General features: G+C 63.9%; 11 protein-coding genes. 6 read left to right on the forward strand and 5 right to left on the reverse strand.

The window, feature by feature from the left end:
• Window position 1: 1 nt before the first annotated feature.
• Complete coding sequence (locus CSAL_RS11060) at window positions 2-1,483, reverse strand: TrkH family potassium uptake protein (RefSeq protein WP_011507468.1); 1,482 nt, start codon at window positions 1,481-1,483, stop codon at window positions 2-4.
• A 267-nt stretch (window positions 1,484-1,750) separates the two neighbouring features.
• Here CSAL_RS11060 and CSAL_RS11065 point away from each other — a divergent pair, with 267 nt between their 5' ends.
• Window positions 1,751-2,038, forward strand: coding sequence for a hypothetical protein (locus tag CSAL_RS11065; RefSeq protein ID WP_011507469.1), 288 nt, complete (start codon window positions 1,751-1,753; stop codon window positions 2,036-2,038).
• 129 nt (window positions 2,039-2,167) lie between these two features.
• Here CSAL_RS11065 and CSAL_RS11070 read toward each other — a convergent pair whose 3' ends face one another.
• Complete coding sequence (locus tag CSAL_RS11070; RefSeq protein ID WP_011507470.1) at window positions 2,168-2,608, reverse strand: pilin; 441 nt, start codon at window positions 2,606-2,608, stop codon at window positions 2,168-2,170.
• A gap of 345 nt (window positions 2,609-2,953) precedes the next feature.
• On the opposite strand from CSAL_RS11070, the gene pilB reads away from it, so the two are divergent.
• The 5 genes from pilB (at window position 2,954) to yacG (ending at window position 7,797) form a co-directional block, all read left to right on the forward strand.
• Window positions 2,954-4,693, forward strand: coding sequence for a type IV-A pilus assembly ATPase PilB (pilB, locus tag CSAL_RS11075; RefSeq protein ID WP_011507471.1), 1,740 nt, complete (start codon window positions 2,954-2,956; stop codon window positions 4,691-4,693).
• Between the two features lie 32 nt (window positions 4,694-4,725).
• Window positions 4,726-5,958 carry a type II secretion system F family protein gene (locus CSAL_RS11080; protein ID WP_011507472.1) on the forward strand — a complete coding sequence of 411 codons (1,233 nt, stop codon included), beginning with the start codon at window positions 4,726-4,728 and terminating at the stop codon, window positions 5,956-5,958.
• A gap of 115 nt (window positions 5,959-6,073) precedes the next feature.
• A complete protein-coding gene (locus CSAL_RS11085; RefSeq protein WP_011507473.1) occupies window positions 6,074-6,916 on the forward strand; it encodes a prepilin peptidase in 843 nt (280 codons plus the stop codon).
• Between the two features lie 10 nt (window positions 6,917-6,926).
• Window positions 6,927-7,565 carry a dephospho-CoA kinase gene (coaE, locus tag CSAL_RS11090; RefSeq protein ID WP_011507474.1) on the forward strand — a complete coding sequence of 213 codons (639 nt, stop codon included), beginning with the start codon at window positions 6,927-6,929 and terminating at the stop codon, window positions 7,563-7,565.
• Window position 7,566: 1 nt separating this feature from the next.
• On the forward strand, window positions 7,567-7,797 hold the full coding sequence (gene yacG, locus CSAL_RS11095; protein WP_011507475.1) for a DNA gyrase inhibitor YacG: 231 nt from the start codon (window positions 7,567-7,569) through the stop codon (window positions 7,795-7,797).
• Between the two features lie 115 nt (window positions 7,798-7,912).
• Here the strand turns inward: yacG and CSAL_RS11100 are convergent, their stop codons facing one another.
• From CSAL_RS11100 to secA, 3 genes are all read right to left on the reverse strand, one after another.
• The gene (locus tag CSAL_RS11100; protein WP_011507476.1) at window positions 7,913-8,857 is read right to left on the reverse strand and encodes a Nudix family hydrolase; all 945 of its coding nucleotides are present in this window, start codon (window positions 8,855-8,857) and stop codon (window positions 7,913-7,915) included.
• 74 nt (window positions 8,858-8,931) lie between these two features.
• Window positions 8,932-10,140, reverse strand: coding sequence for a bifunctional glutamate N-acetyltransferase/amino-acid acetyltransferase ArgJ (argJ, locus tag CSAL_RS11105; RefSeq protein WP_011507477.1), 1,209 nt, complete (start codon window positions 10,138-10,140; stop codon window positions 8,932-8,934).
• Window positions 10,141-10,176: 36 nt separating this feature from the next.
• Window positions 10,177-12,915: a preprotein translocase subunit SecA gene (gene secA, locus CSAL_RS11110; protein WP_011507478.1), complete on the reverse strand. Its 2,739-nt coding sequence runs from the start codon at window positions 12,913-12,915 to the stop codon at window positions 10,177-10,179.
• Window positions 12,916-12,966 lie beyond the last annotated feature (51 nt).

Below are 12,966 nucleotides of genomic sequence, written 5' to 3' on the forward strand. Positions count from 1 at the left end.
GTCACTTCCGCCAGAAGGTGGGCGTCAACAGCACCAGCACGGTCAGGATCTCCAGACGTCCCATCAGCATGCCCAGGCTGAGCAGCCACTTGGCCGCATCGGGCAACGGCGCGAAGTTCCCCGCCGGCCCGATGATCGGCCCCAGCCCGGGGCCGACGTTGGCCACGGCAGTGGCCGCCCCCGACAGCGCCGTAACCAGATCCAGCCCCAGCAGCGCCAACCCCAGCGCCAGTCCCGCGATGGTCAAAAAGAAGAAGAACGAAAATGCAATGACGCCGCGCACGACCTCGTCACTCAACGGATTGCCGTTATAGCGCTGCGCGAACACGCCCTGGGCATGCACCAGGTGGCGCAGTTGCGTGAACAGCATGATGGCGCCGATCTGAAAGCGAAAGATCTTCATGCCGCCGCTGGTCGAACCACTGCAGCCACCGACGAAGGTCAGGTAAAAGAACGCGGCGACGATCAGCGGTCCCCACTGGGTATAGTCGTCGGAGGCGTAGCCCGTGGTGGTGACCACCGAGATCACGTTGAACGCGACCTGGGTCAGCGCCTCGAAAAACGCCACACCCCCGACGACGCGATACAGCGTCAACCCAAGTATCACCACGAGCAGCAGACTCAGCAGGCCACGGACCTGCTGGTCCTGCCACAGCACCTGAGGCGTATCGCGTAACGCACGGATGAACAGCACGAACGGCAAGGCGCCGCATAGCATGAAGAACGACGCCAGCCACAGGATCAGCGGACGATCCTGATACACCCCGAACGAGGCATCGGAGTTGGCGAACCCGCCGGTGGCCATGGAACTCATGGCGTGCACCACGGCATCCAGTGGCGTCATGCCCGCCAGCCAGTATGTCAGCATCGCCAGCAGCGTGCCCCCCAGGTAGATCGCACCGCTGGCCTTGGCAATGCCCCCGGCACGCGGCAGCACCTTGTCCGACCAGTCCGACGACTCGGTCTGGAACAGGCGCATGCCGCCTACCTTGAGAAACGGCAGGATGGCGATCGCCATCACGATGATGCCGATGCCACCCAGCCACTGCATGAGGCCACGCCATAGCTTCAAGCCATCGGAGAGGTCATCGATGCCCACCAGCACCGTCGAACCGGTGGTGGTGATCGCCGAGATGGACTCGAAGACGGCATCGGTGAAGGAAAGCTGCGGCGCCCCCAGTATCAGCGGCAAACTGGCACAGGCACTCACCAGCACCCAGCTCAGGGTGGTCAGAATGAACATCTGACGGGGCCGCAGCAGGATCTCCACGCCCCGCGTGATCAGCAACATGGTCAAAGCGGCCCCGGCGACGACGGCGATCGACAGCAGGAACGCCATGCGATCGGGATCGCCTTCCAGGGTCAGCACGATCAACGGCACCACCATGAGCACGGCCAGCACCAGCAGCAGAACCGCCAGGATCCTGACCACCGGCGCACTGACCGCCAGACTGCGCATGATACGCGGATGAATCACCGCCATCCCGTTACTCCTCGGCCTCTCGTCGCGTGTTACACGCTCCATGCCTCGCGCCCGCGCGAGACGACAAACGGAGCGACACTATAAGGGGCGGCGGGCACTTTCTCCACCCACGCGCATCATCCTCCCCGCACGCTTTTCAGCCGACGGCACGGCCGGTGCCGTCTTCCGCCACGATGTGCTATCGTCCGCGACATCGTCCCGCGACCGACTCGCGATACCGTGAACGCACGGCACGCGAGCCCGCATGAGCCATACGGAGAGAGCCCCATGAGTTCCGCGTCCGAAATGCAGAAAGTCCGGATCATCAACGAGCTACGCGAATTCATCAAGAAGCTGCTGCAGGATCCGGCGATTCTCGAGCAGTCCCTCGCCATCGCCCGCGAGCACTACACCGAGGAAGGCGACAGCCGCCAGATGTGGGCCACCATCGCCAACGAAATCTCGGACAACACCAGCGTGCATATCCCCGAGGACCCCAGCGAGCACTCGGAAGCCGACCGGCTGTTTCTGGAAGTGCTGAAGGAAGTCGTCGACGAAGGGAAAGCGTTGTACTGAAGCGGGAAGGCTCGAGAGAGAAGAAGGAAGGAAGAAGAACGAAGAGCCTCAGAGACAACCCGAAAGCGAGACACTAAAAGGCCGGCGGATGCCGGCCTTTGGCTTACTAGGAAACTTCTCAGCCATCCTTTAATTAGAGTTAGCCACACAGCTATCGGGCACGACATCGTCGTCAATACCCTGCGATGCTGAGCACTCCCAGCCTCCATCGTCTTGACGCTCAAGCGTCAAAGTTTCGTTTGAGAAGTTCCCTTCATCATCAAACGTGAAAACGATACTCGGCGTAGAGTCATCCTCGCCATCAAAGTCACTAAGCCCGATCGTTCCATTTTGTACTGAGTCGCTGGACAGCCCCAATTCGGACAAATCGTCATCGCTTATCGTTCTACCCTCCTGAATCGCCAGTTCGGCCGGCGTCTGCAGCGATTTGAGGGTCGCGAGCGCAGCGCTGACTTCCGAGCGCGCCACATAGTTCTGATACTGCGGTATGGCGATGGCGGCGAGAATGCCGATGATCGCGACGACGATCATCAGTTCGATCAGCGTGAAACCACGTTGTTGACGTTCCATGAACTTCTCCTGTAACCCCTGGTTGAATACCCTGCTGTCCACCTTCTAGGCGGGCCCGGCGCGGAGGGATGATAACGCGTCGCGCGCGCACCCGCGAGGCGCCGGCAAGATGCCGAGGCGCACCGAGACGGCCATCCAGACCGTTACGTTAAATTACACTTCTCATGCTGGCAAGGTGGCGCTACCTAAAGGTTCGCCCCGCCACGCCGATCTCATCTATAAGCGCTAATTGACGAGATATCTCATACCAAGGGTCACCAAGCGCCCATGCATGGGGTAGGATGCGACGAGTAGCGGGCGGTGACGCCGCCCCGTTTGGTCACTGCCCTGGGTGTCGCAACGCCTATGCCATTGTCTTCATCATCCACCTCCGATACGGAGGCATCACCGCTGAAAGGGCTCGCCGCGCGCCTGGTGCAGGAAGGTCTGCTCGAGGAACAGCAGGCGCGCAGCGCCCTGGAGGCCGTACGCGAAAGCCACCAGTCGATGCTCGAGTATGTCATCGAGCGCCAGTGGGTCCCTGCCCGCGCGGCGACCCAGGTTGCGGCCTGGGAGTACGGTCTGCCGTTCGTCGATCTCGAGGCCGTCGACCTCGGCCGGCTCCCCACCGGTGAGGGCCTGCCCGATGCGATGATACGTCGTCTGGGCATACTGCCCCTGGCGCGCAGCGAGCGGCATATCAGCGTGGCGGTTCCCTACCCCGCGACCCTGGCGAAACTGGACGAACTGCAGTTCAGTACCGGCCTTTCCGCCGAGGGGGTCCTGGTCGCCGCCGATCAGTTGCAACCCGCCATCGACAGCCACCTTGCCCAGCGCGAGACGCACGGCATGCTCGAGGCCCTTGGCGATGCCAGCGAAGCGCTCGAGACGCTGGATCTCGACGATGTCGAGCCTCTCGAGGATGGGCTCGGTACCGAGGACGACGATGCGCCGGTGGTGCGCTTCGTGCACAAGATGATGATCGATGCGGCCCGTCGCGGCGCCTCGGACATTCACTTCGAGCCGTACGAGTCGACCTTTCGCATTCGTTTTCGCATCGATGGCATCCTGGTCGAGGTCGCACGCCCACCATTCAACCTGCGTGCGCGTCTGTCGGCACGCCTCAAGGTCATGTCGCGCCTGGACATCTCCGAACGCCGCCTGCCTCAGGACGGCGCGATCAAGCTGCGGCTGTCGGCATCGCGAACCATCGATTTCCGCGTCAGCACCTTGCCCACGGTCCATGGCGAGAAGATCGTGCTGCGTCTGCTGGATGCCGGCGCCACGCGCCTGGGGATCGATGCACTGGGGTTCAGCGAGGCGCAGCGCGCGATGTTCGAGCACGCCCTGGCACAGCCCCAGGGCATGATTCTCGCCACCGGCCCCACCGGCAGCGGCAAGACCGTGACCTTGTACACTGGGCTCAATATCCTCAACACCGACGCGCGCAACATTTCCACCGCCGAGGATCCCGTCGAACTCAAGCTCGACGGCATCAACCAGGTCAGCGTTCAGCCGAAGATCGGGCTGGATTTCGCCAATGCCTTGCGCGCCTTCCTGCGCCAGGACCCCGACGTGGTCATGGTCGGCGAGGTGCGCGACCTGGAGACCGCCGAAATCGCCGTCAAGGCCGCGCAAACCGGACACCTGGTGCTCTCGACGCTGCATACGAATTCGGCGGCGGAAACGCTGACGCGCCTGCGCAACATGGGGGTGGCGGCCTACAACATCGCCAGTTCGGTGAGCCTGATCGTCGCCCAGCGGCTCGTGCGACAACTCTGCCCGCACTGCAAGACGCCCGTCGAGCTGCCCCGGGAGCTCTTCATCGAGGCCGGCTTCACGTCCACCGACATCGAATCGACGACCTGCTATCGTGCCGCGGGCTGCGCCCAGTGTACCCACGGGTACAAGGGACGCGTGGGAATCTACGAGGTACTGCCCGTCAGCGAGGCCATGAGCAAGTTGATCATGGCCGACGGCAATTCTCTGGAACTGGGGGAACTGGCCCGTCAAGAAGGCCACCCCGATTTAAGACGCAGCGGACTGAGCAAGGTGCTCGCCGGCATCACCAGCCTCGAGGAAATCAACCGCGTGGTGCTGGAATGAAAGCTCAGGGCAAGTGACAAGAGGGGAACGACATGGCGGTAGCGACACGTAGCAAGGCGCCACGGCGCGTCGTCCTGCATCGCTGGCGATGGAAGGGCAAGAATTCCCGTGGCGAGACCATCCAGGGCGAGCTGGTGGCGGCAGATGAAATGACGGTGCGCCAGGAGCTCGGCCGCCAGAACATTCTGGTCAAGCGCATCCAGCGCGTGCGCAGCCCCTTCGGCATCGGCCGCATACGCCCCCAGGACATCACCCTGTTCGCACGGCAGATGGCGACGATGATCCGTGCCGGCATCCCGCTGCTGCAAGCCTTCAGCGTGGTGTCGGAGAGTCTCAAGCGCCCCGCCATGCACCACCTCATCGAGACCTTGATGAACGAAGTCTCGGCGGGGGCCAGCTTCTCCGAGGCGCTGGCCCAGCATCCGCAGCATTTCGATCGCATGTTCGTCAACATGGTCGAGGCCGGCGAGCAGTCGGGATCGCTGGATCGCATGCTGGAGCGGGTGGCGAGCTACAAGGAAAAGATCGACTCCCTGCGCGCGCGCGTGCGCAAGGCCCTCTATTACCCCGCCGCCGTGGTCCTGGTGGGCATGGGGGTCACCGCCTTGCTGCTGGTCAAGGTCGTACCTCAGTTCGAGAGCCTGTTTCGCGGCTTCGGCGCCGACTTGCCCGCCTTCACGCAGTTGACCATTGCGCTGTCGCAGTGGGTCCAGGCGTACTGGCCGCACCTGCTCGGCGCCTTCATCGCTGCCTTGCTGCTGGTCCGTCTCGGCATCCGTCGCTCGCCGGGCTTCGCCTACCGTGCCGATGCGCTCATGCTGCGCCTGCCGGTCATCGGCGACATTCTGGACAAATCGTCGGTGGCGCGCTTTTCGCGCACCCTGGCGACGACCTTCAGCGCCGGGGTGCCACTGGTCGAATCGCTCAACACCGCAGCCGGCTCCACCGGCAATCGGGTCTACCAACGCGCCATCGGCGAGGTCCGCGAGCATGTCGCCAGCGGCCAGCAGCTCAACTTCGCCATGCGTGCCACCGGGCGCTTCCCCAACCTGGCGGTGCAGATGATTGGCGTGGGCGAAGAATCCGGTGCGCTGGACGCCATGCTCAACAAGGTGGCGGATTTCTACGAGGAAGACGTCGATACCAAGGTCGACGCGCTGACATCGCTGCTCGAACCCTTCATCATCGTGGTGCTGGGCGTACTGGTCGGCGGCCTCGTCGTCTCGATGTATCTGCCGATCTTCGAAATGGGCTCGGCCATTTGAGCCGGCCGCACGCGTCGCGCTCGCCCGCGCCGGCGTGACACCGGCCCGTTCGCGCCCACTTCTGCCTGTCCATCCCGAAGGCAGGCATTTTCAGACATAGCGTAGGAGTTGCAAGTTGTTGGCCGATATCCCCCTGCCCTGGCTGGCCGTGATGGCTTTCGTCGTGGGTACGCTGCTGGGCAGCTTTCTCAATGTCGTCATCGTGCGCCTGCCGGTCATGCTGATGCAGCAATGGCGTCAGGAGGCGCGCGAATCGCTGGCCCTCGAGACGGAGGACGTGCCGGCCTACAACCTGTGCACGCCACGCTCGCAATGTCCGCGTTGCCGAGCGCCGATCGCCTGGCACGACAATCTGCCCTTGATCGGCTGGCTCAAGCGACGCGGTCGCTGTGCGCATTGCCAGGGGCGGATCAGCGCACAATATCCTCTGGTCGAGCTGGCCGCTGGGCTGTTGCTGTTCAGCGTGGTGATGGTGCATGGCGCGACCTGGTCCGCCCTCGCCTGGGGCGGGCTGTGCCTGACGCTGCTGGTGGTCGCCGTCATCGACCTGCGCACGCAGCTGCTGCCCGATATCATCACGCTCCCCCTGCTCTGGGCGGGGCTTATCTACCAGCTCGTCTTTCAGCCCTATTGGCTGAGCAACGCCGTCATCGGCGCGCTCGCCGGCTATCTGCTGCTCTGGGGGTTCTACTGGCTCTTCAAGTGGATCACCGGCAAGGAGGGCATGGGGTACGGCGACTTCAAGCTGCTGGCGGCGCTGGGGGCCTGGTTCGGCTGGACGATGCTGCCGATTCTGCTGATCCTTTCCGCCGGCCTGGGAGCCGTCATCGGTGGGCTATTGCAACTCACGCACCCCCGGCTACGCGGCATGCCGCTGCCCTTCGGCCCCTTCCTCGCCCTCGCCGGCTGGGTGGCGGTCCTCTTCGGCGCACCGCTGCGCGCCTTGACCGGTCTATGAGGCACTCGACATGACCACACCCGTACGCATCATCGGGGTGACCGGCGGCATCGCCTCGGGCAAGTCCACCGTCGCCGCCATGTTCGCCGAACACGGTATTCCCTGGGTCGACGCGGATCACGTCGCCCGCGATGTCGTCGCCCCCGGCGAGCCGGCGCTCGCGGAGATCGTCGCGCGCTATGGCCCCTCGCTTGTCGATGACCGCGGCCACTTGCAGCGCCGCGTCCTGCGTGACATCGTCTTCGCCGATGATGAGGAGCGACGCTGGCTGGAAAGCGTCACCCACCCGCGCATTCGTCAACGGCTATGCGACACGCTCGACACGATGCGCCACGGCGATGCCCCTTACGGCCTGCTGGTGTCGCCGTTGCTTTTCGAGACGGACCAGGCCTCGCTGGTCGACCGCTGCCTGGTCATCGATGTGCCGGAAAAGGTGCAGGTTGCGCGCGTGCGAGCCCGGGATACCGTGAGCGAATCGCAGGCGCATGCTATCCTCGCCGCCCAGATGCCACGCCAGGCGCGATTGGCACGGGCCGACGACGTGATCGAAAATGATGGTGACCTGGCATCGCTCAAGGCGCAGGTCGCCCGGCTCGATGCCCGTTACCGGCAACCTTTGGATGTCCCGGATCAGGAGGATTCGCCCTAGCATGACGGATACACCCCAAGACCGCCCCCTCGAGGTCGCCTGCCCACAGTGCCGCACCAAGGTCGCGTGGACGACCGAAAACCCCTACCGGCCCTTCTGCTCGAAGCGTTGCCGCCTGCTCGATCTCGGCGCCTGGGCCGATGAGTCCCACCGCATCGCGGGCGAGCCCGCCATGGACGAAGCCGATCTCGATCGCCTGATCGATGGCCTGGAGCGCGGCGAGTCGTCGTGAGCGCCGGATCGTGGCCGGAGATTCTTGACCGCCCTTGCTTGACCGCCAATGCAAACGGCCCGCATGCAGCGGGCCGTTTGTCGATGGCAAGGTGCGTCAGGCAGGCGTCACCATCTCATTTCCAGAGATCGCGGATCGAGGCGATCCCCTGCGCGCCCACTGCACGCGCCTGATCGATATCACCACGCGTCACGCCCCCCAGCGCGAAGACCGGCATGGCGGCCGTCTCGACCAGTTGCTGGAAATCGTGCCAGCCCACGGGCGCGGCATCGGGGTGGCTCGGCGTGATCCGCAATGGCGAGAAGGTCACGAAATCACAGCCGATCGTCGCGGCCTGGGCGAGCTGCTCGGGGTTGTGGGTCGAGGCGGCCAGCCACTTGCCGGTCGCGATGGGGCGATGCTCGAGCGCCATCAAGGTGCGGCTGGGCAGGTGGACACCATCGGCATCGACATGCTCGAGCAGCGCAGGGTCACCGTTGAGGATCAAGCGCGCCTGGTAGCGACGACAGAGGGCCAGCGCCTGCTCGGCACGCTTCAGGTAGGCATCTTCATCCAGCGACTTGGCCCGCAGCTGCACCAGGCGAACCCCATCGTCGCGGAGAGCCCGCTCGAGCTTGCCGAGGAAGACCGCATCGTCGTCTTCCTCGTCGCTGATCAGGTAATCGTGAGGCAGGCACACCGCACGCAGGATCGCATGGTTCGCCTCCGGGAAGGGATAATTGTTCAACTCTTCCTGGGGCACCCAGCGCACCGCCTGGCCCTCACGGCCGAAGGGTTCGCCCTCGAAGGCATGCACCTGCCAGACATCGAGCAGGATACGCTTGTCTTCGTATTCATGGTGGACGCGAATGAGCGGCTGGGCCCGCTGTATCTCGATACCGAGCTCTTCGCGCAATTCCCGCCGGAGGGCTTCGAAGCCGGTTTCATAGGGCGCCAGCTTGCCACCGGGAAATTCCCACAAGCCACCCTGATCGACGATCGAGGGGCGGCGTGCGAGCAGCACATGCCCATCCTCACGAATGATGGCAGCCGCCGCGACGTGTACCCTTCTCTTCACCATGTTGGTCATTTCACCTTGACTGACTGTTCATGATCAGTGGCCCGCGCGCCCCTGATCGCTGCTGCCATCCGCACTCAGCTACGGTAATCGGCATTGATGGAGACGTAATCGTGTGACAGGTCCGAGGTCCAGACCGTGGCACTGGCATCGCCGCGCCCCAGATGGATGCGAATGGCGATCTCGGCCTCGGCCATGACGGCGCTGCCTGCCTCCTCGGTGTACGACGCGGCGCGCCCGCCATTCTCGACCAGGCGAACGTCGCCGAGATCGATGACGATACGCGACACGTCCAGCGCTTCCACCGGCGCACGTCCGACCGCCGCCAGGATACGCCCCCAATTGGCGTCACTGGCATACAGTGCCGTCTTCACCAGCGGCGAATGCGCCACCGTGAACGCCACATCCAGCGCTTCCCGACGCGATGACGCGCCCTCGACCTCGAGGGTGACGAACTTGGTCGCGCCCTCGGCGTCGCGGATGATGGCCTGCGCCAATTCTACCAGCACCTCGGTCAACGCCGCAGCAAAACGCGCCTCGCGCGCGTCACTGTCGATGCTTGCGCCGCGGCCGGTGGCCGCCAGCGTGCAGGCGTCGTTGGTCGAGGTATCAGAGTCGACGGTGATGCAATTGAAAGAGGCATCCACGGCCGCCCGCAGCAGCGGCTGCAGTCGCGCTTCGTCAATGGCGGCATCGGTGAAGACGAACCCCAGCATGGTGGCCATGTTGGGCTGGATCATGCCCGAGCCCTTGGCGATGCCATTGATGGTGACCACATGACCGTCGATATCGATCTGACGCGTCGCCCCCTTGGGCCGGGTATCGGTGGTCAGAATGCCCTCGGCGGCAGCGTGCCAGCCATCGGCGTTCAACGCCGACAAGGCATCCGGCAAGGCATCGCACAGCCGCGTCACCGGAAGCGGTTCACCGATGACACCGGTGGAAAACGGCAGCACCGACTGAGCCGAGACGCCCGCCAGCGAGGCCAGCGCCTCGCAGCTGGCCTCGGCATCGCGCATTCCCTGCTCCCCCGTTCCCGCGTTGGCATTGCCGGTATTGACCAGCAGATAGCGCGGTGCCTGCGCTTCCAGATGGCGCCGCGCCACATGCACGGGCGCCGCGCAGAACGCATTGCGCGTGAACGTGGCCGCCAGCGTCGTCGTCTCGGGCAGCTCGACCACGACCAGGTCACGACGCCCGGGCGTCTTGAACCCGGCCATCGCCGTTCCCAGGCGAATGCCCTCGATGACCGGCATGGCCGGAAAACTCGCTTCCCCCACCGCCATGTTTTTCTCCTCAATCGACGTTGGTCACGCTCAGTATCAATTCAACTTGCCGTGACAATGCTTGTACTTCTTGCCCGATCCACAGGGACAAAGGTCGTTGCGCCCCACCTTGGGCCCGTCGCGGCGCACCGGCTGTGCGTCGTCGGCGGATTCGCCGCTGGCTTCCTCGCTCTCGGCCACGGCCTCGGCCGAGGCCACGGCATCTTCATGCACCGGCTGGCTGACCGCCCGCTCACGCTCCAGCGTCGCGCGGCGCTCACGTTCGAGTTCGTCGACTTCTTCCTGGCGCCGCACCTGGACGTGACTCAGGATGCGGATGACATCGTGCTTGATGTTGCCCAGCAGGGCCTGGAACAGCTCGAAGGCTTCGCGCTTGTATTCCTGCTTGGGATTCTTCTGGGCGTAACCGCGCAGGTGGATGCCGCGACGCAGATGATCCATGTGCTGCAGATGCTCTTTCCAGCGCGTGTCCAGGACCTGCAGCATGACCTGCTTCTCGAAGCGCCGCATCAGTTCCGGACCGACCGCTTCGGCCTTGCTGGTGAACAGCCCGCGATGCTGGTCATGCAAGCGCTCGCGCAGCAGTTCCTCGTGGAAGTGCTCGTCTTCTTCGGCCCACTGCACGAGCGGCACATCGAGATTGAACTCTTGCTTGAGATAATCCTGCAGCCCCGGCAGGTCCCACTGCTCGGCCAGGCTCTGGGGCGGCACATAGCTGCTGATGGCCTCCGACAGGACCTGCTCGCGAATCTCGGCGATGTTCGATGACAGATCGTCGGCGGCGAGCACTTCGTCGCGCTGTTGATAGACGACACGACGCTGGTCGTTGGACACGTCGTCGTATTCCAGCAGCTGCTTGCGGATATCGAAGTTGCGCCCCTCGACCTTCTTCTGCGCTCGTTCGACGGCATTGGAGACCATCTTGTGCTCGATCGCCTCGCCATGCTCGAGCCCCAGGGCCTGCATCAAGCGTTGCACGCGGTCGGAGCCGAACAAGCGCATGAGGTTGTCTTCCAGTGACAGGAAGAAACGCGTCGACCCCGGGTCCCCCTGGCGGCCGGCACGTCCCCGCAACTGGTTGTCGATACGCCGGGACTCGTGACGCTCGGAGCCGATGACATGCAGCCCGCCCGCGGCGAGCACGGCATCGTGGCGCTCCTGCCAGGCGGCCTTGAGGGCTTCGATCTGTTCGTCGCTGGGATCGTCGAGCGCTGCGGCCTCGGCCTCCCAGTTCCCCCCCAGCACGATGTCGGTACCGCGGCCGGCCATGTTGGTGGCGATGGTCACGGCCCCGGGGCGCCCCGCCTGGGAGATGATCTCGGCCTCGCTCTGGTGCTGCTTGGCGTTGAGCACGTTGTGAGGAATCTGGTGCTGCTGCATCAGCTTGGCGAGGTATTCGGACGTTTCGATCGACGCCGTCCCGACCAGCACCGGGCGGCCGGCTTCACGCTGGGTCTTGACGTCTTCGATGATCGCTTCGAATTTCTCCTCACCGCTCATGTAGACCAGGTCATTGTGGTCCACACGCACCAGCGGCCGGTTGGTGGGAATGACCATGACATCCAGGCCATAGATCTGGCGGAACTCGAATGCCTCGGTATCCGCGGTGCCCGTCATGCCCGACAGCTTGTCATAGAGGCGGAAGTAGTTCTGGAAGGTGGTCGACGCCAGGGTCTGGCTTTCCTTCTGGATGGTGACCCCTTCCTTGGCCTCGACGGCCTGGTGAAGCCCCTCCGACCAGCGGCGTCCGTGCATGGTGCGGCCGGTATGCTCGTCGACGATGACCACCTCGCCGTTGGCGACGATGTAATCGACATCGCGATGGTAGAGATGGCGCGCGCGCAGGGCCGAATGAACGTGTTGCAGAAGCCCGAGGTTCTGGGCCGAGTACAGCGAGTCGTCCTGCCCGAGCATCTCGGCGTCGCGCAGCAGGCCTTCCAGCTTCTGGTGCCCGGTTTCGGTGAGTTCGACCTGCTTCTGCTTTTCGTCGAGGATGAAATCCCCGCTGGTGGGATCTTCCTCGTCGCTGCACTCCTCGAGCTGTACGGAGAGCTGATTGATGCGCCGATACATGTCGACGTTTTCCTCGACCGGACCCGAGATGATCAGCGGAGTACGCGCTTCGTCGATCAGGATCGAGTCGACCTCATCGATGATCGCATAATGCAGCGAACGCTGGACCTTGTCGTCCAGCGAGAACGCCATGTTGTCGCGCAGGTAGTCGAAGCCGAATTCGTTGTTGGTGCCGTAGGTAATATCGCAGGCGTAGGCCTCGCGCTTCTGCGTCGAGGATTGGCCGGAGAAGATGGTACCCACGCTGAGACCGAGAAACTCGTACAGGGGGCGCATCCACTCGGCATCGCGGCTCGCCAGGTAATCGTTGACGGTCACCACGTGCACGCCCTTGCCGGTCAACGCATTGAGATAGACCGCCAAGGTCCCCACCAGCGTCTTGCCTTCGCCGGTCTTCATCTCGGCGATTCGCCCCTCGTGCAGGGTCATCCCGCCGACCATCTGTACATCGAAGTGGCGCATCCCCATCACCCGCTTGCTCGCCTCGCGTACCACGGCGAAGGCTTCCGGCAGGAGCTTGTCGAGGGACTCGCCCGCTTCCAGGCGTTGACGAAACTCTGCGGTCTTGGCGGTCAAGGAGGCGTCATCGAGCGCCTCGAATGTCGGTTCCAGTGCGTTGATGGCCTCGCAGGCCTTGCGCATGCGTTTGACTTCGCGCTCGTTCTTCGAGCCGACCAGCTTGCGTACGATAGTATTGAGCATGTGAGATCCTGAATTCCAAAAGTGCCTGAACGAAATCGTCGGGTCACCGCC

It is taken from the genome of Chromohalobacter israelensis DSM 3043, assembly GCF_000055785.1.
Taxonomy (GTDB): Bacteria; Pseudomonadota; Gammaproteobacteria; order Pseudomonadales; family Halomonadaceae; genus Chromohalobacter; species Chromohalobacter israelensis.

Excerpts from the sequence above, each read along its gene's own strand:
- CSAL_RS11060 (WP_011507468.1), bottom strand. The coding sequence starts at position 1,483 with ATGGCGGTGATTCATCCGCGTATCATGCGCAGTCTGGCGGTCAGTGCG.
- CSAL_RS11065 (WP_011507469.1), top strand. The coding sequence starts at position 1,751 with ATGAGTTCCGCGTCCGAAATGCAGAAAGTCCGGATCATCAACGAGCTA.
- CSAL_RS11070 (WP_011507470.1), bottom strand. The coding sequence starts at position 2,608 with ATGGAACGTCAACAACGTGGTTTCACGCTGATCGAACTGATGATCGTC.
- pilB (WP_011507471.1), top strand. The coding sequence starts at position 2,954 with ATGCCATTGTCTTCATCATCCACCTCCGATACGGAGGCATCACCGCTG.
- CSAL_RS11080 (WP_011507472.1), top strand. The coding sequence starts at position 4,726 with ATGGCGGTAGCGACACGTAGCAAGGCGCCACGGCGCGTCGTCCTGCAT.
- coaE (WP_011507474.1), top strand. The coding sequence starts at position 6,927 with ATGACCACACCCGTACGCATCATCGGGGTGACCGGCGGCATCGCCTCG.
- yacG (WP_011507475.1), top strand. The coding sequence starts at position 7,567 with ATGACGGATACACCCCAAGACCGCCCCCTCGAGGTCGCCTGCCCACAG.
- CSAL_RS11100 (WP_011507476.1), bottom strand. The coding sequence starts at position 8,857 with ATGGTGAAGAGAAGGGTACACGTCGCGGCGGCTGCCATCATTCGTGAG.
- argJ (WP_011507477.1), bottom strand. The coding sequence starts at position 10,140 with ATGGCGGTGGGGGAAGCGAGTTTTCCGGCCATGCCGGTCATCGAGGGC.
- secA (WP_011507478.1), bottom strand. The coding sequence starts at position 12,915 with ATGCTCAATACTATCGTACGCAAGCTGGTCGGCTCGAAGAACGAGCGC.